The organism is Streptomyces sp. NPDC046727, assembly GCF_040645635.1.
In the GTDB taxonomy this organism is placed as follows: domain Bacteria; phylum Actinomycetota; class Actinomycetes; order Streptomycetales; family Streptomycetaceae; genus Streptomyces.
This window is the reverse complement of the sequence record NZ_JBEYYR010000032.1, coordinates 19210-37454: the sequence shown is the minus strand read 5'-3', so window position 1 is coordinate 37454 and position 18245 is coordinate 19210. Positions and strand designations below refer to the sequence as shown.

The 18245-nt window shown below is 73.2% G+C and carries 16 protein-coding genes and 2 pseudogenes; 7 read left to right on the top strand and 11 right to left on the bottom strand.

Going from position 1 to position 18245, the window contains the following annotated elements; all coding sequences use genetic code 11:
* Positions 1-36 precede the first annotated feature (36 nt).
* The gene (locus ABZ937_RS31335; RefSeq protein WP_361696718.1) at positions 37-999 is read right to left on the bottom strand and encodes a Dyp-type peroxidase; all 963 of its coding nucleotides are present in this window, start codon (positions 997-999) and stop codon (positions 37-39) included.
* 37 nt (positions 1000-1036) lie between these two features.
* Here ABZ937_RS31335 and ABZ937_RS31330 point away from each other — a divergent pair.
* Together ABZ937_RS31330 and ABZ937_RS31325 are read left to right on the top strand one after the other, a co-directional pair.
* Positions 1037-1392 (top strand): annotated as a pseudogene (locus tag ABZ937_RS31330) (LysR family transcriptional regulator); the annotation flags it as partial.
* 16 nt (positions 1393-1408) lie between these two features.
* Positions 1409-2236: a molybdopterin-binding protein gene (locus ABZ937_RS31325; protein ID WP_361696717.1), complete on the top strand. Its 828-nt coding sequence runs from the start codon at positions 1409-1411 to the stop codon at positions 2234-2236.
* Here ABZ937_RS31325 and ABZ937_RS31320 read toward each other — a convergent pair.
* The 3 genes from ABZ937_RS31320 to ABZ937_RS31310 all read right to left on the bottom strand — a co-directional run bounded on the left by ABZ937_RS31320 (position 2136) and on the right by ABZ937_RS31310 (position 5094).
* Positions 2136-2504 (bottom strand): NUDIX domain-containing protein, encoded by a 369-nt coding sequence (locus ABZ937_RS31320; RefSeq protein ID WP_361696716.1) that lies wholly within the window; start codon positions 2502-2504, stop codon positions 2136-2138. The two genes, ABZ937_RS31325 and ABZ937_RS31320, sit on opposite strands and share 101 nt — an antisense overlap.
* A 78-nt stretch (positions 2505-2582) precedes the next feature.
* The gene (locus ABZ937_RS31315; protein ID WP_361696715.1) at positions 2583-3464 is read right to left on the bottom strand and encodes a diacylglycerol kinase family protein; all 882 of its coding nucleotides are present in this window, start codon (positions 3462-3464) and stop codon (positions 2583-2585) included.
* A gap of 37 nt (positions 3465-3501) precedes the next feature.
* A complete protein-coding gene (locus ABZ937_RS31310) occupies positions 3502-5094 on the bottom strand; it encodes an FAD-binding oxidoreductase (RefSeq protein WP_361696714.1) in 1593 nt (530 codons plus the stop codon).
* Between the two features lie 106 nt (positions 5095-5200).
* On the opposite strand from ABZ937_RS31310, the gene ABZ937_RS31305 reads away from it, so the two are divergent.
* From ABZ937_RS31305 to ABZ937_RS31295, 3 genes and pseudogenes are all read left to right on the top strand, one after another.
* A complete protein-coding gene (locus tag ABZ937_RS31305) occupies positions 5201-5800 on the top strand; it encodes a TetR/AcrR family transcriptional regulator (protein WP_361696713.1) in 600 nt (199 codons plus the stop codon).
* On the top strand, positions 5797-7368 hold the full coding sequence (locus ABZ937_RS31300) for a glycerol-3-phosphate dehydrogenase/oxidase (RefSeq protein ID WP_361696712.1): 1572 nt from the start codon (positions 5797-5799) through the stop codon (positions 7366-7368). The genes ABZ937_RS31305 and ABZ937_RS31300 overlap by 4 nt, the downstream gene beginning before the upstream one ends.
* A 77-nt stretch (positions 7369-7445) precedes the next feature.
* Positions 7446-7859: pseudogene (locus tag ABZ937_RS31295) on the top strand (Type 1 glutamine amidotransferase-like domain-containing protein); the annotation flags it as partial.
* A 7-nt stretch (positions 7860-7866) separates the two neighbouring features.
* Here the strand turns inward: ABZ937_RS31295 and ABZ937_RS31290 are convergent.
* Positions 7867-9318, bottom strand: coding sequence for a WGR domain-containing protein (locus ABZ937_RS31290; protein WP_361696711.1), 1452 nt, complete (start codon positions 9316-9318; stop codon positions 7867-7869).
* A 150-nt stretch (positions 9319-9468) separates the two neighbouring features.
* On the bottom strand, positions 9469-11412 hold the full coding sequence (locus tag ABZ937_RS31285) for an AfsR/SARP family transcriptional regulator (RefSeq protein WP_361696709.1): 1944 nt from the start codon (positions 11410-11412) through the stop codon (positions 9469-9471).
* A gap of 130 nt (positions 11413-11542) precedes the next feature.
* On the opposite strand from ABZ937_RS31285, the gene ABZ937_RS31280 reads away from it, so the two are divergent.
* Positions 11543-12421, top strand: a complete 879-nt coding sequence (locus ABZ937_RS31280) for an alpha/beta hydrolase (RefSeq protein WP_361696708.1) — start codon at positions 11543-11545, stop codon at positions 12419-12421.
* Here the strand turns inward: ABZ937_RS31280 and ABZ937_RS31275 are convergent, their stop codons facing one another.
* The 3 genes from ABZ937_RS31275 to ABZ937_RS31265 all read right to left on the bottom strand — a co-directional run bounded on the left by ABZ937_RS31275 (position 12422) and on the right by ABZ937_RS31265 (position 14662).
* On the bottom strand, positions 12422-13003 hold the full coding sequence (locus tag ABZ937_RS31275; protein ID WP_361696706.1) for an antibiotic biosynthesis monooxygenase: 582 nt from the start codon (positions 13001-13003) through the stop codon (positions 12422-12424). It abuts the gene before it with no gap.
* Positions 12993-13919, bottom strand: coding sequence for an alpha/beta hydrolase (locus ABZ937_RS31270; RefSeq protein ID WP_361696705.1), 927 nt, complete (start codon positions 13917-13919; stop codon positions 12993-12995). The genes ABZ937_RS31275 and ABZ937_RS31270 overlap by 11 nt, the downstream gene beginning before the upstream one ends.
* Before the next feature lie 98 nt (positions 13920-14017).
* Positions 14018-14662: a TetR family transcriptional regulator gene (locus tag ABZ937_RS31265; protein WP_361696704.1), complete on the bottom strand. Its 645-nt coding sequence runs from the start codon at positions 14660-14662 to the stop codon at positions 14018-14020.
* A gap of 162 nt (positions 14663-14824) precedes the next feature.
* On the opposite strand from ABZ937_RS31265, the gene ABZ937_RS31260 reads away from it, so the two are divergent.
* Entirely contained in the window at positions 14825-15610 is a 786-nt protein-coding gene (locus tag ABZ937_RS31260) for an SDR family NAD(P)-dependent oxidoreductase (RefSeq protein ID WP_361696703.1), read from the top strand.
* A gap of 28 nt (positions 15611-15638) precedes the next feature.
* Here the strand turns inward: ABZ937_RS31260 and ABZ937_RS31255 are convergent, their stop codons facing one another.
* On the bottom strand, positions 15639-17240 hold the full coding sequence (locus tag ABZ937_RS31255; protein WP_361696702.1) for an ABC-F family ATP-binding cassette domain-containing protein: 1602 nt from the start codon (positions 17238-17240) through the stop codon (positions 15639-15641).
* Between the two features lie 191 nt (positions 17241-17431).
* Positions 17432-18136: an SDR family oxidoreductase gene (locus tag ABZ937_RS31250; RefSeq protein ID WP_361696701.1), complete on the bottom strand. Its 705-nt coding sequence runs from the start codon at positions 18134-18136 to the stop codon at positions 17432-17434.
* Between the last annotated feature and the right edge of the window lie 109 nt (positions 18137-18245).

Genomic DNA, 18245 nt, shown 5'->3' with positions numbered 1-18245 from the left:
GCGAAGGGTATCCGCGAGGGGGTGAGTAATCACCCATCACTCAACCCCGGTGGGGACGGCACCGCAAGCGGAAGGAGAGGGCGGGAGATCGTCGAGAAAGGTCACGGTCGGCACATGGAAGAGACAGCCCGTGACCGCGACGGAGAAGTCCAGAATCCGGTCGTGCTGCCCTGGTTCCCGGCCCAGGAACATGTTCCGCAGCATCTCCTCGATGACGTCCGGAGTACGGGCGTAACCGATGAAGTAGGTGCCGAACTCGCCTTTTCCGATGCTGCCGAACGGCATGTTCTCCCGTACGATCTTGCGCTCGTTCCCGTTCTCGTCGGTGACGGTGTTCAGCGCGACATGGGAATCCGCGGGCTTCACCTCGTCGGCGAGTTCGATATTCGCCAGCTTGGAACGCCCGATGACCCTTTCCTGCTCCTCGGACGGCAGAGCGTTCCAGGCCGCCATGTCGTGCAGGTACTTCTGGACGATGACATAGCTGCCGCCGGCGAATTCCGGGTCCTCGTCCCCGATGAACACCGCGTCGGCCGCCGGCTGCCCCTCGGGATTCTCGCTGCCGTCCACGAAGCCGAGCAGATCGCGTTCGTCGAAGAATTTGAAGCCATGTACTTCGTCGACCACCGTGGCCGCTCCGTCGAGCCGCTCGACCAGCAGCCGGGCCAGTTCGAAGCAGAGGTCCATGCGGCAGGAACGGACGTGGAAGAGGAGGTCCCCGGGGGTGCCGGGGGCCCGGTGGCGCGGGCCCGCCAGCTCCACGAACGGGTGCAGCTCCCGAGGCTCGGGCCCGCTGAACAGCCGGCCCCAGGCCGCCGAACCGATACCGACGACACAGCTCAGCTCCTCGGCGGGCGCGCGGAAGGCGACCGAGCGGCGCAGGCCGGAGACGTCCTCCAGCAGGTCCCGGACCTGGTCCTCGCCCCCGGCGGCGATCGTGACGACGAGGAACACGGCGGCCCTGGCCGGCGGGACGATGACGGGCTGCGGCTCGGACACGGGCATCTGCCTCCAGCGGGGCGGCTTCCGCACCAGCATCGCGCGGCTCCGCCGGTCCGGCAGGTCGTACGAGCCATACGGCGGCACGCCCGGCGGTCGTGAGCGCTTCGAGTGGCATTTCGCCCGCGCCGCCCAGGCCTGCCACGCATCGCAGCCCGCGCTGTCGGAGGCGCTGCGCAAGCTGAAGGAGGAGCTGGACGTGCCCCTGGTCCGGCGGGGACGCACGTACGAGGGCTCACCGTGGAGGGCGAACGCATCGTCGTCCGGGCGCAGCGGATCCTGGCCGACCGGGACGCGCTGAAGGACGAGGTCGGGGCGCTGCGCGACGGGCGCAGCGGCCGGATGCGGAACGGGTGCGTGCCGACCGCGACCGGTGCGGTGTCCCTGCCGACCGGTCGCCGCCTCCGCGATGGACGGGTGGGCCGTGGCCGGGGCGGGGCCCTGGCGCCTGGGCGGCACCGGCGTGCCGGCCGGCGAGGAACCCGTACCGCTCGCGCCGCACATGGCCGTGCCCATCACCACCGGCGCCCCGCCACCGCCGTACTGCGCCGGGAGCACGGCACGGCCGACGACCGGCGGGGCATGCTGTACGACCGCTCGCCCGAGCGACTCGCCGAGGGCCGCGACATCCGGCCGCGCGGCCAGGAGTGCCGCCGCGTCCGGGTACGACCGGCTGGCCGTACACCGCCGCCCGAGCGTCGAACTGCTCGTCCTGTGCGACGAGTTGCTGACCTCCGGCAGGCCACGCAGTGGACGGGTCCGGGACGCCCTCGGACCGTTGCCGGCGCCGTGGCTGCGCCGCTGCGGCGCCGAACTGATCGGGCATCAACTGCTCGCGGACGGCCTGGAGTCGCTCCGGGAGGCCGTGCGCCGCTCCCCCGCCGACGTCGTGGCCACCACCGGGAGCACCACCGAGTCGACCAGCAGGCGGGCGCCCAGTGTCCCGAGCGGTCCGCCCCGGACATCCAGTCATCCTCGCCGAACCGCTGCTGCGCCACCTCGGCGGGCACTCCGGTCCCGACCCGCAGCGTCTCACCGTCGCCACCACGCTGCCCGGACACCCCTCGGACACGAGGCTGCTGCCGGTGTGCTGCGCACGCTCTCGCCCCCGGGCACGCTGCCCGTCCTGCGGTGGTTCACACAGGCGTGTGGCCCTGGAGGTACTCGCGCACGGTGCGCGGCAACGGCGTGCCGGCGGTTTCCGCTATCGATGCCCAGCGCAGTTGCTCCGGCGTGAAGCGGCCTCCGTCCGACGGGGACTCGCTCAGCAGCTGGCACACCACGGCGGTCTCTCCCGCGGTTTCGCGCGGCGCCAGCGGCTCAGTGCCGTCGACGAGGTAGCCGGTGACCTCGTAGACGATCCGCGCCGCGGTGGCCTGGGCCGTCTCGGCGGGTTCCGGGGTGCCCGAGGGCAACCCCCAGCCGTCCGCCTCCGGCACCAGCAGCAGCCGCCCGTCGTACACGACGACCGCCCGCACCACGCCCTCCGCCTGCTCCAGCGTCATATGGCCCCTCACCCCTCCCCAGGCAACCTCTTGCCTACCCAGGGTCGAACAGGTGATGCACCGCACGGCCATGCCGGATCAGTACAGCACCGGGAGGTCTCCGGGCCGCACCCGGAGCGTGACCGGGAGGGTGGCCTCCACCTCGCCGTCGGCGCCGTAGGGGACCGGACGGGTGGCCTCGATGCGCAGCTCCCGGCCGCGCAGGACGCGCACTTCGGGGCGGCGGACGTGGGCGCCGGTCCTCAGTTCGTTCATCAGGGTGAAGAACAGCCGGCGCGGGGCCTCGCGGATCATCACGATGTCCAGCAGCCCGTCGTCGACGCGGGCGCCGGGAGCGATGAGCCGGCCGGAGCCGTAGTAGGGGGAGTTGGCCGCTACGACGGTGTAGCCGCGGTGGGTGTGTTCCTCGCCGTCGACGGTGACGCGGTAGTCGGCCGCTCGCCAGGAGGTGACGGCGCGCAGGCCGCCCGCGTAGTAGGAGGCGGCGCCGCGCAGCAGACGGGCGTTGTTGGCGTGCCGGTTGGCCTCCGCGTCGACACCGGCGTACACGCTGCCCAGGACCACCGTGCGCGGGTGGACGGCCGACTCGACCTCGATGGTGTCGACGGGCCGGGGCTCGGCGTGCAGCAGGATGCCGGCGAGCGCCTCGGGGTCCGCGGGCAGGTGCAGCGCGCGGGCGAAGTCGTTGCCGCGCCCGGCCGGTACGAGGCCCAGGACGGTGCCGGTGCCGCTGAGCGCGCCGCCGATGCCGCCCGCGATGCCGTCGCCGCCCACGGCCAGGACGATCCGGCCGCGCCGGCCGGCCTTGCGGGCGATGTCCTGGGCGTGGGCGAGGCTGTGGCTGTACTCCGTCTCCAGCTCGGCGCCGGCCGCGCGGAGCAGCCGGGCCAGGTGGAGCAGGGTCGCCGCCCCGGTCGAGCCGCCCGCGGTGGGGTTGACGACGGCGGTGAACTGGCGCATCGGTGTGCCTCCGAGGCAGGCGGTCGGATCGGGTGGGTCAGTCGGTGGGCAGCAGGACGCCGGGGTTGAGGAGCCCCTCGGGGTCCAGGCGGCGCTTGACCGCGCGCAGGGCCGAGATGCCGAGCGGGCCGGCTTCGCGGACGTACCAGTCGCGGTGGTCGGTGCCGACCCCGTGGTGGTGGGAGATGGTGCCGCCGGCGGCCAGCACGGCTTCGTTGGCGGCGTGCTTGGCGGGCGTCCAGTGGGCCACCGGGTCCTCGCCCTGGGCGCTGACGACGGTGAAGTACAGCGAGGCGCCGTTCTCGTACACGTGGGAGATGTGGCACATCACGAGGGGTGGGGTGCCGGACTGGGCGAGGGTGTCGGTCAGGGCCGTGCGGACGGCCGTGTACAGCTCGGGGATCCGGGACCAGAAGGCGGCGGTCTCCAGGGTCTCGGCGAAGGCGCCGACGTCGAGCAGGGCGTCGCGCAGGTAGGGCGCGGAGTAGCGGCCGTGCGCCCAGCGTTCGCCGGGTTCGGTGCCGACGAGGGTGCCACCGCAGGCCGTCAGGACGGCCGCCGCCCGCTCGCGGCGGTGCGCGGTGTCCTCGGCCGTCCCCTCGTAGCCGGCGATCGCCTGGCAGCCCGCGCCGCCCTGCGCCAGGTCGGCGCCGATCGCGTCGGGCTGGGCGAGGCCGATGAGTGTCTCGGTCTCGTCGGACAGGCGCAGCACGGTCGGCCGGGGTCCGTCCTGGGCGAGCCGGCGCAGTGCGGCGGTGCCCTCCTCGAAGGAGGCGAACCGCCAGCCCTCGTACACCCGCACCTCGGGCAGGGGCCGGATCCGTACGGTGACGGAGGTGATCACGCCGAAGGCGCCCTCGGAGCCGAGGATCAGCTGGCGCAGGTCGGGTCCGGCGGCGGAGCGGGGGGCGCGGCCGGTCTCGATGGTGCCCTCGGGGGTGGCGAGGGTGAGGCCGAGGACCATCTCGTCGAAGCGGCCGTAGCCGGCGGACGCCTGCCCGCTGGAGCGGGCCGCGGCGAAGCCGCCGATGGTGGCCCATTCGAAGGACTGCGGGAAGTGGCCGAGGGTGAAGCCCTGTTCGGCGAGCAGGGTCTCGGCCTCGGGGGCGCGCAGGCCGGGCTGGAGCACGGCGGTGCGGGAGACGGGGTCCAGGTCGAGCAGGCCGTTCATGCGGCGCAGGTCGAGGGCGACGAACGCGCTGCGCTGCGGGGCGAGTCCGCCCACGACCGAGGTGCCGCCGCCGAAGGGGACGAGTGCCAGGCCGTGCGCGGCGCACGCGCGCAGTACGGCGAGGACCTCGTCGTGGGTGGCGGGCAGGACGACGGCCTGCGGGACGTCCGAGAAGTCACCGGCGCGGATGCGCAGCAGGTCGGGGGTGGACTTGCCGCGGGTGTGCCGGACGCGGCTCTCGGTGTCCGTGCGGACGTGTTCGTCGCCGCCGACGGCCTCGGCGAGCGCCTTCAGGGTGGTGACGTCGGCCGTGGTGGCGGGCAGGCGGATGTCGTCCAGGCCGAGCGCGGGGGTGGTGCGCGGCTTGACGCCGAGCAGGTCGCGCAGCAGCCCGGTCACCGTGTCGGGCAGCGGTGCCGCCTTGGCCGGGTCGCCCCAGCCGTTCCACAGCATGTCCATTGAACGGTCGTCCTCACAGGTCGGTGTGCTCGCTTCGCGCGGCTCGGCTGCCGTCTCCGCGGCCGGAACGCTTCCGTCCCGGCCTCGGGGCGTTACACTGTGACACATGACGCCCATTCGTCACAACGGTTCGGACAGTGATTCCGTGCTCGACGCGGCCCGCGACTGTGTGCTCGCCGTCGGAGTACGGCGCACCACGTTCGCCGACGTCGCCCGCCGCGCCGGCGTCTCCCGGATGACGCTGTACCGGCGCTGGCCGGACCTGCGGACCCTGGTGGGCGATCTGATGACCCGGGAGTGGATCGAGGTGGCCACCCGGGCCATACCGGAGCCGGTGCCCGGCATCAGCACGCGCACCCGGATCGTGGACGGGCTGGTGGCCGGTGTCGAGGCGTTCCGGGCGCACCCCCTCTTCCGCAAGATCGTCGACGTCGATCCGGAACTGCTCCTGCCGTACGTGCTCGACCGGCGCGGCGCGAGCCAGGAGGCGCTGCTGGCGCTTCTGGGCGACGCGCTGCGCGAGGGCCACACGGACGGGTCCGTACGGCCCGGCCACACCGAACGGCAGGCCCGCGCCCTGCTGTTGACCGTGCAGTCCTTCACCCTGTCCCTGCGCACGATGACCGAGGAGGACGATCCGGAGCTGGACTCCGCCGCGTTCCTCGGTGAGCTGCGCACCCTTCTGGAGAGGACCCTGACGCCATGAGTCACACCGAGGCCGCGCGCGGCTCGTCCCTCAGCGCACACCGGCGCGGCCGGGAACTGGCCGAGGCCACGGACGGCCGGGTGGCCGACGTCCTGGTCGTCGGGCTGGGCGCCACCGGTGCCGGAGCCGCGCTGGACGCGGCGGCCCGCGGACTGGACGTCGTCGCGGTGGACGCCCACGACCTGGCCTTCGGCACCTCCCGCTGGAGTTCGAAGCTGATCCACGGCGGGCTGCGCTATCTGGCCTCCGCGCAGTTCGACGTCGCCCACGAGAGCGCGGTCGAACGCGGAGTCCTGATGACCCGTACGGCCCCGCACCTGGTGGCCGCGCAGCCGTTCGTGCTGCCGCTGACCCCGCTGGTGTCCCGGGCCCAGGCGTCGCTGGCGTGGGCCGGGTTCCGGGCCGGTGACGTGCTGCGCCTCGCCGCCCGCACCCCGCGACAGGTCCTGCCCGCACCGCGCCGGCTGTCCGCGACGGAGGCCCGGCACCTCGCGCCCTCCGTCCGCGCGTCCGGGCTGCGCGGCGGGCTGCTGTCCTGGGACGGCAAGGTGACCGACGACGCCCGTCTGGTGACCGCCCTGGCCCGGACCGCCGCCGCGCACGGCGCCCGGGTGCTGACCCGGGTCCGGGCCCTGCGGCTGACCGGGACCGGCGCCCGGATCCGCGACGAACTCACCGGCGAGGAGGGTGAGATCAGGGCCCGCGCCGTCATCAACGCCACCGGCGTATGGGCGGGCGCCCTCGCCGACGGCATCCGGATCCGCCCGTCCCGCGGCACCCACCTGGTCCTGCGCTCGGAGCGGCTCGGCACCCTGCCGGCCGGGCTGCACATCCCGATCCCCGGGGAGACCAACCGCTTCGTCCTGGTCCTGCCCCAGGGCGACGGCCGCGTCTACGTCGGCCTCACCGACGAGCCGGTCGACGGCGGCATCCCGGACGTACCGGAGGTACCCGAGACCGACATCGGCTTCCTCCTGGACGTGCTCGGATCGGTCCTCGACATCCCCGTGGCCCGGGACGAGGTCGTCGGCGCCTTCGCCGGGCTGCGCCCGCTGCTGGACACCTCCGGGGACGGCGCACCGGCGCGCACCTCCGACATCTCACGCCGGCACGCCGTACTGACCTCGCCCGACGGTGTCACCACGGTCGTCGGCGGCAAGCTCACCACCTACCGGCGGATGGCACAGGACGCCGTGGACGCGGCGGCCGAGGCCCGGGGCCTGCGCACGGGTCCCTCCCCCACCGCCGCGCTCCCCCTGGTCGGCGCCGCCGCCCCCGAACGCCTCCGCGCCCTGCCCGCGCCCCGCCGCCTGATCCGCCGCTACGGCACCGAGGCCCTGGCGGTCCACGCCCTCGCGGCCGAGGACCCGGCCCTCGGCGAGCCGGTGCTGCCCGGCCACCCCGTCACCCGGGCCGAACTCCTCTGGGCGGTCCGGCACGAGGGCGCCCTGGACGAGTCCGACCTCCTGGACCGCCGCACCCGCATCGGCCTGGTCCCCGCGGACCGCGCCGAGGTCCTCTCCGCGGCCCGGGAGATGCTGACGAGGCCGGCGCCCACCCACGCCTGACAGAGCGGGCACGAGACGGGCGGGACGCCGGTTCGCCGACCATTCGATTGCGCCGGGGCTCCGCCCCCGGCGTCGTTCGCCCCACGGTGTGCTTCCTGCCCACGGCGAGCGGCGACGCCCCGGGCTTCGTCGACCGGCGGCAACACCGCGAACCTGCTGGCGGTCTGGCGGGTGCACGGGGTGGACCGGCCCTGCTGCGGGAGGCGTCCGGCCGGGGGACGCTGCTCTGCGGAATCAGTGCCGGTGCCAACTGCTGGGCGGACGACAGCGAGCCGGGCCGTCGCCCCTCGTACCGGCAGGCCGTGGCCACCGGTGCGCTGCCGGCCGGCTGGGCGGTGGAGGACGGCGTGGGCGTGCTGTTCACGGACGGGCGTCTCGAAGAGGCGGTGAGCCGGCGGCCGGGGGCCGGGCTGTACCGGGTGGAGCCGGACGGCCGGGGCGCCGTCGCCGAGCGGGCGGCCCCTTGTTCCCCGCTCGGTGCGGTCGCCTGAGCCGTCGTCAGAGCAGGCGCCTGATGTCGCCCCGGACGCGGTAGAAGCCGCCCGCCGCCGGGTGCAGGGCGTCGACGACGTACCGCGCGCCGGGCTCGCGTATCGCGCGCGGGAACTGCACGTTCCAGGAGGAGTCGTAGCCGTCGGAGACCACGTGCACCCGCAGTCGGCCGTGCTCCTGGACGCACTCGACCACCACCGCTCCGGCGGGCGCATGGGCGACCGTGGTCACCGCCGCGACGGCCGTGGCCGGAGCGTAGGTCGGCAGGGCGGCGGCGAGCTTGACGTCCCGCACCACCGGCACCGAGCCCTGCTGGGCCGCGGAAATGGCCGCCTCGCCGGCATCGACGCACACCAGCGAACCGTCGGTGGTGACCAGGTACAGCCGCTCGTCGCGGTACTGCATCGACAGCGCCGAGCCGCTGCCCGTGCCGAGCTTCCACAGCCGGGTGCCGTCCTGGTCGAAGCAGTACACGGACGAGGCCGCGTCACCGGCGAAGACGAACCGCCCGCCGGGTGAGGTGGCGCAGGAGTACACCGCGCTGTCGCACGCGTACGTCGCCTCGATGGCGCCGGTGGCCTTCGACAGCCGCTGGACCACGCGGTGCGCGGTGCCCGCGTACACCGCGTCCTGCTCCTGCCAGCCGAAGAGCACGCCGCCCTTGGTGGGGGTGTGCCACAGCTCGCCGCCGCCGTCGGGCGCGTAGGCGGTGACGCCCCGGTGGTGGCCGTGGTAGACGGCCCGGTCGTCGGCGCGGACCATCCAGGCGTGTTCGCCCTGGCTGCGGCGGGACCACTGGTGTTCGTCCTCGTGGTCGATGACGGTGAGCCGACCGTCGCGGTCCGAGACGTCCAGGACGCCTTCGTGGATGTCCAGCCAGAAGATGTCGACGTCGGCCGCGATGTCGTAGGCGGCGAAGGGGAGCTTGGAGGAGAGGTCGTAGACCTTCCCGTCGTCGCAGCCGGCGTAGATCCAGAAGTCGTCGGCGACCAGGCACTTCACCCCGTCCGGGAGGCTGAAGCGGGCCAGGGCGGCGCCGTCGTGGTCCAGGGTGTAGACGTCACCGGCCTGGTTGCCCACCCAGCAGCAGTCGTCGTCGACATGGATGCCGAAGGCGGCCGAGCCGGTGCGGAACCGCCACAGCACGGGTGCCACGGCACGGGCGGTGGAGGGAGCCGAGCTGACCTGACGGCGGGTCACCGAGCGGGGTGCGCGCTGCCCCTGGACGGCCGGGGCGTATCCCTTGCGGACCTTCTCCCCCACCTTCTTCGCGGCTGCGGCCCGGGCCTTCTCCACGGTCGGGAACGTCGACGTCTGCGTCTGCCCGGCGGCGCCGATCCTGCCGTACCGCACCGTCACCACCTGGCCGTCGACGGTCACTTCATAGAACTTGTGGGCGCCGCCGCCCTCCTGCGACAGCTCCAGATACGTCGTCGACACCGTGGACGCCGTGGACATGGCAGACCCCTCCCCAGGCAGACCTGCGGCCGTTCCAGCAGGTCCTCAACTGCTCTTCACCGTAGGGGCACCCACTGACAACGGCCCCGGGAGCGGACGGGAAGATCATCGCTCGGCGCAACCACGACTGCTACGACCGCTTCGGCGCTGTCACCGATCGAGGTACTGATCGAGGGTCGCCAGGATGTCGGTGACGGGGCCGAGGGTGATCAGGGCGGTCGTGCCACCCGCGATCTCACCGCGCAGGGGGGAAAGGGCGTCGTGTGCCTGCGCCGCGAGCGATGCGTCGTCAAGCAGGATCGCGGTATGCGCGTTGACGGCCCAGAGTGAGTCGTACAGGTGATCGGCAGCGGGTTCGGGCAGCGCGGCGGCGGCGTGGCGGGCCGCCGCGACCCTGCCGCGGGCGAGGTCGAGGAGGGGCTGGACCCAGGGACGGTAGGGGCCCCAGTCGAGATCGGGGTCCGTCGGCGCGGGCCGTTGGTGGCGCACGCGGAGCGCGAGGAGCGCGAGCGGGAACATGCCGGCTTCCACCCCGGGCATGCCGGCGCCGGCGAGGTCGGCGGCCACGGCGCGATAGGCGTGAGCGACCTCCGCGGGGTCGTCCGATCGTTCTGCCAGGCACATCGCCCGGAAAGCGGCGGTGAGGACGTGCACGACGGGGGTCTCGTGGATGGTGGCGAGTCGCTCGGCCGCCGCGACGTGGCGTTGCGCGGTCTCGGTGTCGCCGCGGGCCGTGCAGACCTGGATCTTGATCAGATGGCCGAGGATCTCGAACGTCGGGAAGTCGTGTCGCGTCGACAGATCGATGAGTTCGTCGGCGATGGTGGCTCGTTCGCCGGTGCGGCCGGGGTGCTGGAAGGACTGCACGAATCGGGCGTTGAGCGCGAGGACCAGCACGTTGGGGTCGTGCAGGTCCCGGGCGAGTCGTTCGGCCTCGGCCGCCGCCTCGGCGGCCCAGCGGTCCCGGGTTCCGCGATGCTCCAGCCCGATGGTGGCAAGGAGGCGTGCCCGGAGCGCGGGTGGAGCCCCTGGTCCCAGTCGGTGCAGGGTGCGTCGGGTGGTCGCGACCAGGGCCTCGGAGCGTCCCGGATCGTCGGCGCGGGTCCAGACGGTGGGGACGTCGTACGCCGCGATCACGCGCGCGGTGAGACCGGGGTCTCCGGCCTGCTCCGCTTCCGCGACCGCCGCAGCGCGTTGCTCCTGGGCAAGGACCAGGTTCGTACCGCCTGTGACCGCGGCTGCCCCGGCCACCGTGCTCATCGAGCGCAGCCGGGTGTATGTCCCCGTCGCTTCCGTGCGCGTGAGCAGGCGCAGTCCGGCCTCGTCCCGGGGCGCGGGCGTGAGGTGCGCGGCGTGCCGGAGGATGTCGCGTTCGAGATGGTCGAGACTGTCCACCGATTCCAGTCCGAACCGATCCAGCAGCCTGGCTCGCGCGGCACGCAGCGAGGCCAGCGCGTCGACCTGGCGTCCGGCTTGGTAGAGAGCGTGGGAGAGCAGGACCCAGGCGTGCTCCCGCCATGGGTGTGCGGCGGCGAACGCCTCCAGTTCCGGGACGAGGGGCGCGCCGCGTCCGAGGTCGAGCACCGCCCGGGCGCGCAGCTCGACGGCTTGACGGTGCAGTTCTGTCAGTCGGGCGCGCTCCGATGCCAGCCAGGGTGAGGCGTCGAGGTCCGCGTACGGCTCGCCCCGCCACCACGAGAGTGCTTCGTCCAGCGCACCGGCGACCTGGCCGCTGGGTCCGTCGCGCAGGGCCCGAAGGGTGTCCTCGAAACGGTGGGCGTCGACATGGGCCCGTGGAATCAGCAGGGCGTATCCGGTACCGACGGTCTCGATGACGTGTGACCGGGTGCGCGGGAGACGATCCGGTTCAAGGGCACGGCGCAGCTCGGCGACGAAGGTGCGGATGGTTCCGGCCGCTGTCGGCGGGGGGTCCTCCCAGAGATCATCGACCAGCACCGACAGCGGTACGGCCCGGCCGCCGGCCGCGACCAGCCGTCCCAGCAGCTCACGGCGGCGCCGGCTGCCGACCGCTACAGGGCGGCCCTCGGTACCCCTGACCTCCATCGGTCCGAGCACCTCGACGACGATCTCCATGTCCTCATTGTCGTCGGACCCCGGCTGCCGCCGCTGATCCGCTGCTGATCCGGCTCTCCGATCCTCCCTGTCGTACACGCATCACGTGCGAGCGCCGACAGCTCGCACGTTCGAGAGAGAGGGCGTAACGATGGGCGTCACCATTGCGGGGTTCGAGACCAGGTCGATCGGTGTGGCCGAGGGCGTCGAGCTGAACGCCGCGGTCGGCGGGGAGGGACCGGCCCTCGTGCTGCTCCACGGCTTTCCCCAGACCCACCTGATGTGGAGGCATGTCGCCCCCGTCCTGGCCGAGCACCACACCGTGGTCTGCCCCGACCTGCGCGGCTACGGCGCCAGCGGCAAGCCGGAAGCGGTCACCGAGGACACGTACGCGAAGCGGACGATGGCCGCGGACATCGTCGGCCTGGCCGACGCGCTCGGGTTCGATCGATTCACGCTGGTCGGACACGACCGCGGCGCGCACGTCGCTTTCCGGGCCGGCCTGGATCACCCGGATCGGATCAGCCACCTGGGAATCCTGGACATCGTTCCCACGCTGGACACCTGGAACGTGCTCCACGGAGCCGGGGCGGCGGTGGCCTTCCACCTGTATCTGATGGCCCAGCCGCCCGGCCTGCCCGAGCAGATGATCGCCGGCAGCGCCGACGCGTTCTTCGGCCACTTCCTCGACATCTGGTCCACGAGCTCCGACGCGATCCCGGCGGACGTGCGCGCCGAGTACCTTCGCGCGTGCCGGGACGCGATTCCGTCGATCGTCGCCGACTACCGCGCCACCGCGACCGTCGACATCGCGCACGACCAGGCGGACCTCGACGCCGGCAACCGGCTCACCATGCCGGTGACGGTCGTCCAGCAGGACTGGGGCCGGCAGTTGGGGTTCGACGCCACCGCGATCTGGCGGCCGTGGGCCACCGACCTCCAGCACTTCACCACCCGGGCGGGCCACTTCATGGCCGAGGAGGCTCCGGAGGACGTCGCCACGCTGATCCTGGACCTGGCGAGGCGATGATCAGCCACGCGTCATGGGAGTCGTTCCCCTGGTCGGTGCCGGTCGCGCTCCCCGCAGCAGCCACGAGCGTGCCCGGCGGGTGATCCTCGGCTGGATCACCCAGGTGAGAAGGGCGGTGAGAACAAGGGAGTTGATGGCCAGGGCCGCGGCCTGCGGCATGCCCGGGAACAGCAGCTTCAGGAGCGTGGCGATCGTCAGCAGGCAGGGGTAGGCGGCTGTCCAGGTGGTCAGGAAGCTCTTCCACTTGGGTGGGACACCGCGGTCCTGCAGCGTGAACCAGGGAGCGAGGTCGGCGCTGCGGCTGCGGCGCTGGCGCGAGATCCGGTTTCCGCGCCGGATCAGATCGCGCCGCACGTCCGACCGCTCCCAGGCGTCCAGGTGCTCGGCGGAGTCGAAGCGATAGATGAGATGGTGCAGCCCCTGGCTGTCGTGCAGCCGTACGGCACCGAGGTGGCCGGGGAAGCCGGCCGCGGCCCGGTCGACCTCGTCGGCCCAGCGGGCGAACGCGTCCTCCTTGCCCGGGGCGACCACCCTGGTCACCACGACGGTCACCGCACGGTCGGTTCCCGGTTCACTGCTCATGATCGCCACGCGTGCCGTACCGCTCGGGCCCCGGGGGCGGCAGGAACTCCAGGAGCCGTTCGAGGACGAACCCGGGATTCTCCTCGGGACTCCAGTGACCGCCGCCCGGGACGATCGCACCCCGCACGTCGGAGGCGACCTCGCGTGCCATGTCGGGGATCATGGCTCCGCTGTCCAGCTCCCCGCCGAAGGCCAGCACGGGCATCGGCAGCTTGCGCCCCATCAGTACGGCGAAGCGTTCCTCGTCCTCGTCGAAGGCGCGATACAGCTCGAATCCGGCACGGAGGGCTCCCGGTGCCCCATACGCACGGGCGTAGACGGCCAGGTCGTCATCCGTGACGGCGCCGGCGACCCGAGTACGTGCCCGGTAGAAGGCGGAGATGTAGTCGTACTCCCTGCCGGTGACGAGCATCTCGGCGATGTCGCGCTGCCGGTGCAGGCCGAAGTGCCAGGTCTGCGGTTCTCGTTTGGCCTGTTCCCAGGCGCTGGTGCCGGGGATCGGCACGTCCAGCATGGTCATCGAGGCGACCCGCTCCGGCCACTGGGCGGCCAGGGCGTATCCGACCATCAGCCCGATGTCCCGGGCCACGATGTGCACTCGCCGCGCGCCCACGGCATCGAGCAGGCCGCGGATGTCACCGGCCATCGTGGCCTTGTCGTAGCCGTGGGCCGGGCGGGACGAGTCACCCGCTCCTCGGTACTCGACCGCAATGACCCGGTGCCCGGCCTCGGCGAGGCCGGGCATCACCTTGCGCCACGCGTACCACGTCTGCGGCCAGCCGTGCAGCAGAACCACCGGTTCCCACGCCTGCGGACCGCCGGTCACGTGATGCAACCTGACCGGGCCGACCTCGGTGAAGCGATGTCCGAAGGTGTCGTGGAACCCCGCCGGCAGGCTGCGTCCGGAACCGATCATGGCAGCCTCCTTCCACCAGCCCGGCTGGCGCGCCGGTCGCCCGAGTACCCCGGGGCCCGACCGGGACACGACCCGCCTCCGCGTCCGCGTCCTGGCCGTCACTCGTCAGCCGCGACGCGTCCCTCCATCCCGCCCAGGAGTTGACGCAGGCACCGGAGTGCGAGCGTGGACGGCGAGCCGTCGCCCGTGACGTCGGCGTCGGTGCCGGCCCAGGTCTCCAGTGCGATGCGGATCGCGTCCGTGGCCGCCGCCGCGATCAGGCGCACCTGCAGCGCTTCGAGCCGCCCGTCGGCGAGCCGGGCGACGACCGGGACGAGACGCTCCTCGGACTCCTGGTTCACGCGGTACCACACCGCGCGCAGGGCGGGATCGTCCTCGGCCGCCCGCAGCAGCCCCCGGGTCCGCAGCAGCGCACCGGCGGCCTCCTCGTCCGGTGCCGCCAGCGACTGCTCCACCGCCGCCTCCAGCGCCCGGAGCAGGCCGGTGCCCGGTTCGGCCGCCGCCAGCAGGGCGCGCCACCGGTCGGCTCCGGCCGCGAGCAGGGGGCTCACCGCGTCCTGCTTGGAACGGAAGTAGCGGTAGAAGGTCCGCAGCGCCACGCCCGCGCGCCGGGCGATCTCCTCGGCGGTGGTCGCGTCGGGGCCCCGCACGGCGAACAGCTCGGCCGCCGCGTGGGCGATGTCCAGCTGGGTCGCGGCCTTGCGGCGCTCGGTCAGGGAGGAGGGCGGCTGCTGGGTGCTCACCCCAGAAGGGTACGGGCCGGGGAGACCGATCGGCACACAATGCCTAAGTGGCATATCATGTCACCTAGGCGTAACGTGAAGTGCATCAGGCGTTGGACGGCAAGAGAACCGGCGTCGCACAGGCCCCGCCGTGTCCCGGCGGGCCGGGCAGGAGAACGACACATGAACCGCTACGAAGGCCGCCGCGTGCTGATCACCGGAGGCGGCTCCGGCATCGGCCAGGCCACCGTGCTGCGCGTCCTCGCCGAGGGCGGCAGCGTGGTGGCCGCGGACGTGAGCGAACGGGGTCTGCGGGACACGGCGGAGAAGGCCGCCGCGTACGCCGGCCGTCTCACGACCCTCGTCGTCGACGTCGCCGACGAGACCTCCGTACGCGACGGGGTCGCCGCCGCGACGGCCTCGCTCGGCGGTCTGGACGTGCTGGTCAACGCGGCCGGGATCCTGCGTTCCTCGCACACCCACCGGACGAGCCTCGCGGAGTTCACCCATGTCCTGCAGGTGAACCTCGTCGGCACCTTCCTCGTCATCCGCGAGGCGATACCGGCCCTGCTGGCCGGCCAGGACGCGGCGGTGGTCAACTTCAGCTCCACCTCGGCCGCGTTCGCGCACCCGTACATGGCGGCGTACGCGGCGAGCAAGGGCGGCATCCAGTCGATGACGCACGCGCTCGCCGCCGAGTACGCCGGCCGGGGCATCCGCTTCACCGCCGTCCAGCCCGGTTCCATCTCCAGCGGTATGACCGACGGCAGTGGCGTCAGCGGGCAGAGCAGCGGGCCGGGGCTGCCGGCCGATGCCGACATGAGCCTGTTCGCGAAGCTCTCCCCCGCCCTCGGCCAGGGCTTCGCCGGCCCCGAGACGGTGGCGTCCGTGGTCGCGATGCTCGGCTCGCGCGACGGCGGGTTCATCACCGGCACCGAGATCCGGGTCGACGGCGGCACTCACTTCTGAGCACCGCCGCCGGGCCGGAGGGACGGCTTCAGGCGAGGGCGACCAGGTCGCGGTAGTCGTCGCTCCACAGGTCCTCGTCCGCGTCCGGCAGGAGCAGGACCCGGTCCGGGCGCAGCGCGTCGATGGCGCCCTCGTCGTGGGTGACCATCACGATCGCGCCGGGATACGAGCCGACCGCGGCCAGGACCTCGTCGCGTGAGGCCGGGTCGAGGTTGTTGGTCGGCTCGTCCAGCAGCAGCACGTTCGCGCCGGAGTGGACCAGGCCGGCCAGCGCCAGCCGGGTCTTCTCCCCGCCGGAGAGCACGCCGGCGGGCTTGTCGGCGTCGTCGCCGGTGAACAGGAAGGCGCCCAGCGCGCTCCGTGCCTCGCCCCGGCTCAGGTGCGGCGCGGCCAGGGCCAGGTTCTCCAGGACCGTACGCCCGGTGTCGAGCGTGTCGTGCTCCTGGGCGAAGTAGCCCAGGCGCAGTCCGTGCCCGTGCACCACGCCCCCGCTGTCGGGCCGCTCGGCGCCGGCGAGGACGCGCAGCAGGGTGGTCTTGCCCGCGCCGTTGAGGCCGAGCACGACCAGCCGGCTGCCCCGGTCGACCGCCAGGTCCACCCCGTCGAGGACGCGGTGGCCGCCGTAGGACTTGGCGAGGCTGATCGCGCCGAGCGGGGTCCGGCCGCAGGGGGCGGGCTCGGGCAGCCGGATCCGCGCGGTCTTCTCGGTGCGCCGGGCCGGCTCCAGCCTGGCCAGCATCCGGTCGGCGCGCCGGGCCATGCTCCGGGCCGTCGTGGCGGTGGCGGAGCGGGACTTCATCCGGTCGGCCTGCGTGTGCAGGGCGGCGGCCTTGCGTTCGGCGCTCGCCCGTTCCCGGGTGCGGCGCCGCTCGTCCGCGTCGCGCCGGGTCAGGTACGTGCGCCAGCCCGTGTTGTGGATGTCGATCGCCGCCCGGGTGGCGTCCAGGTGGAAGACACGGTTGACGACGTCGCCGAGCAGGGCGGTGTCGTGGCTGATCATCACCAGGCCGCCGTGGTGGGCCTGGAGGAAGGCGCGCAGCCAGGCGAGCGAGTCGGCGTCGAGATGGTTGGTCGGCTCGTCGAGCAGCAGGGTGCGGTCGGTTCCGGCGAACAGGATGCGGGCGAGTTCCACCCGGCGCCTCTGCCCGCCGGAGAGGGTTCCGACCGGCTCGCCCAGCACCCGTTCGGGCAGGCCGAGTCCGACCGCGACGCGGGCCGCCTCGGCTTCCGCGGCGTATCCGCCGCCGGCCTGGAAGGCGGCCTCGGCGCGGGCGTAGGCGCGCATCGCGCGCTCCAGCGCCACCCTGTCGGCGTCGGCCATCGCCGCCTCGGCCTTCCGCAGGGCGCGCAGTGCGCTGTCGAGACCGCGGGCGGACAGGATCCGGTCGGTGACGGTGGCGGCCGGGTCGGCGGCGCGCGAGTCCTGCGCGAGGAAGCCGACCGGCCCGGTGCGGGTGATGTGGCCGGCGGCGGGCCGGGACTGTCCGGCGAGGGCCGTCATCAGGGTGGTCTTGCCGGCGCCGTTGCGGCCTACGAGGCCGATCCGGTCGCCGGGTGACACGGTGAAGGAGACACCGGAGAGGAGGAGGCGGGCGCCGGCGCGCAGCTCGGCGTCACGAACGGTGATCATGGGAAAACGCTCCGAACAGGCAAGAGGACACACTTCTGGCGTGGAAGCGGGTCCTCAGCTAGGAAATCCGGGGCGTCGACATGCGGTCACGGTAACGCGGGCGCCCGCCCCGACGCATACCGTTTTTCCGGCAGCGCGGTGCGGGCGCCCTGTCCCGCCGCCTCCGTGACGGCGTCGCGTACGGCCCGGGGTCAGACCGCCAACTGCGGGTACAGCGCCGCCAGGTCTCCGGAGAGCCCCGCCTTGACCTGTCGGCTGATGTCGTCCGCCAGGACCTCGTACGCCCCGGTCTCGACGCCGTCGAGCGCGAGCGCGGCGACGCCCTGGGGGCTGGACTTGGGTGCGTCCACGTCCGCGGCCATGTCGGTGTCGATGTAGCCGACGTGCAGTCCGGTCACCCCGATCCCCCGCGGACGCAGCTCCAGGCGCAGCGAGTTGGTCTGGGCCCACAGGGCCGCCTTGGTGGCGCTGTAGGAGCCGGCGATGCCGATCCAGGACAGCACGGAGTGGACGTTGAGGAGGTGCCCGCCGCCGTTGCGCTCGATGACCGGCGCGAAGGCCCGGGTGACCAGCAGCGGCCCGTAGAAGTTCGTCTCGAACTCCCGGCGTACGTCGTCGACCGGGGCGTCCAGGAAGGAGTGCGCGCCGAGGGAGATGCCGGCGTTGTTGACCAGGACCGTGACGTCCTGGGCCTGCGCCGCCGCGGCCTCGACGGACCCGGGGTCGGTGACCTCCAGCGCGAGGGGCACGGCGTCGGGATGCGTGACGGTGCGCGGGTCGCGGGCCGTGGCGTACACCTTGGCGGCGCCCCGGGCGTACAGCTCCTCCACCAGCGCCTTGCCGAGTCCTCGGCTGCCGCCGGTGACCAGCGCGACAGAGTTCTTGATCGACGTCATGACCATCTCCAGAAGGTGAAACCGATCGGTTTCCCACCACCGTAAACCGATCGGTTTCCCGCGGCAAGCGCGCCACCCCCGCGATCAAGCCACCCCTTGCCCGGACGGC

Coding starts and splice junctions, on each gene's coding strand:
- ABZ937_RS31325 (WP_361696717.1), top strand. CDS start 1,409: ATGGACGGGTGGGCCGTGGCCGGGGCGGGGCCCTGGCGCCTGGGCGGC.
- ABZ937_RS31320 (WP_361696716.1), bottom strand. CDS start 2,504: ATGACGCTGGAGCAGGCGGAGGGCGTGGTGCGGGCGGTCGTCGTGTAC.
- ABZ937_RS31315 (WP_361696715.1), bottom strand. CDS start 3,464: ATGCGCCAGTTCACCGCCGTCGTCAACCCCACCGCGGGCGGCTCGACC.
- ABZ937_RS31310 (WP_361696714.1), bottom strand. CDS start 5,094: ATGGACATGCTGTGGAACGGCTGGGGCGACCCGGCCAAGGCGGCACCG.
- ABZ937_RS31305 (WP_361696713.1), top strand. CDS start 5,201: ATGACGCCCATTCGTCACAACGGTTCGGACAGTGATTCCGTGCTCGAC.
- ABZ937_RS31300 (WP_361696712.1), top strand. CDS start 5,797: ATGAGTCACACCGAGGCCGCGCGCGGCTCGTCCCTCAGCGCACACCGG.
- ABZ937_RS31290 (WP_361696711.1), bottom strand. CDS start 9,318: ATGTCCACGGCGTCCACGGTGTCGACGACGTATCTGGAGCTGTCGCAG.
- ABZ937_RS31285 (WP_361696709.1), bottom strand. CDS start 11,412: ATGGAGATCGTCGTCGAGGTGCTCGGACCGATGGAGGTCAGGGGTACC.
- ABZ937_RS31280 (WP_361696708.1), top strand. CDS start 11,543: ATGGGCGTCACCATTGCGGGGTTCGAGACCAGGTCGATCGGTGTGGCC.
- ABZ937_RS31275 (WP_361696706.1), bottom strand. CDS start 13,003: ATGAGCAGTGAACCGGGAACCGACCGTGCGGTGACCGTCGTGGTGACC.
- ABZ937_RS31270 (WP_361696705.1), bottom strand. CDS start 13,919: ATGATCGGTTCCGGACGCAGCCTGCCGGCGGGGTTCCACGACACCTTC.
- ABZ937_RS31260 (WP_361696703.1), top strand. CDS start 14,825: ATGAACCGCTACGAAGGCCGCCGCGTGCTGATCACCGGAGGCGGCTCC.
- ABZ937_RS31255 (WP_361696702.1), bottom strand. CDS start 17,240: ATGATCACCGTTCGTGACGCCGAGCTGCGCGCCGGCGCCCGCCTCCTC.
- ABZ937_RS31250 (WP_361696701.1), bottom strand. CDS start 18,136: ATGACGTCGATCAAGAACTCTGTCGCGCTGGTCACCGGCGGCAGCCGA.